General features: G+C 58.5%; 1 protein-coding gene. It reads left to right on the plus strand.

The window, feature by feature from the left end:
- The first annotated feature begins 82 nt into the window (after positions 1–82).
- Positions 83–1,015: an IS481 family transposase gene (locus tag V6B97_RS17060; RefSeq protein WP_442935505.1), complete on the plus strand. Its 933-nt coding sequence runs from the start codon at positions 83–85 to the stop codon at positions 1,013–1,015.
- The last annotated feature ends 9 nt before the right edge of the window (positions 1,016–1,024 follow it).

Here is a 1,024-nt window from a genome sequence, read left to right on the forward strand (position 1 = left end):
TGTAGTGTTTCGATAGGTTGTTCACCCGGAATCTGGCCGGTAAGCTGGAGTTACCAAGCAACAGCAACCGCCAAGAAACCGGGTGAACATGCACAGCAATGCCAAATTGACGCCTCGCGGTCGAGAGGAAATGGTCCGCCGCGTGCTTTCCGGGGAGCGCCTTGGGGACGTGAGCCACGGCTACGGCATAAGTCCCCGAACCGTTCGGAAATGGATGGCGCGATATCGGGCCGAAGGCGCTGACGGCTTGAGGGACCGCTCTTCGCGGCCGCACAAGTTGCGCAGTCTTCTTGGCGAGGTTCAGTTGAACGAGGTACGGTCGCTGCGGCAGCGCCGCATGACGGGCGATGCCATTTCAAGGAAACTGAATCACAATCGGGCCACAATCTATCGTGCGTTGCGCCGGATGGGGCTGGAAAGGCTTTCGCGCCTTGAGGCGCGAGTACCGGCGCGACGCTATGTCTGGGAGCAGCCGGGCGATTTACTGCACCTGGATATCAAGAAACTGGGGCGGATCATCGGGGTCGGCCATCGCATTACAGGCGACCAACGCCACCGCAAACGCGGTGTTGGCTGGGAATATGTGCATGTATGCGTGGACGATGCCACACGCATGGCTCATGCACTGGTGATGTCCGACGAGCGCGCTGATTCCGCCGTGGCGTTCTTACGGTTCCTGATCGGGCGATACCGCCAGATGGGCATCGTCGTAAAACGCATCATGACCGATAATGGCCCCTGCTACGTCTCAAGGTTGTTCCGTGCAGCGTGCCGTGATCTTGGTCTCAAGCATATTCGCACCCGTCCGTACACGCCTCGGACCAATGGCAAGGCAGAACGTTTCATCAGGACAGCATTGAAAGAGTGGGCATATGCCGTAGCATACCCCCACTCCGACATACGAACAAAGGCTCTTTTCCGATGGCTCCACCGTTACAACAATCTCCGCCCCCATTCTGCCCTTGGGGGCAGAACTCCGGCAGAACGACTAGCGCAACGGGGAACAACCTGTTGACACTCTACA

It is taken from the genome of Nitratidesulfovibrio sp. 1201_IL3209, assembly GCF_036763125.1.
In the GTDB taxonomy this organism is placed as follows: domain Bacteria; phylum Desulfobacterota; class Desulfovibrionia; order Desulfovibrionales; family Desulfovibrionaceae; genus Cupidesulfovibrio.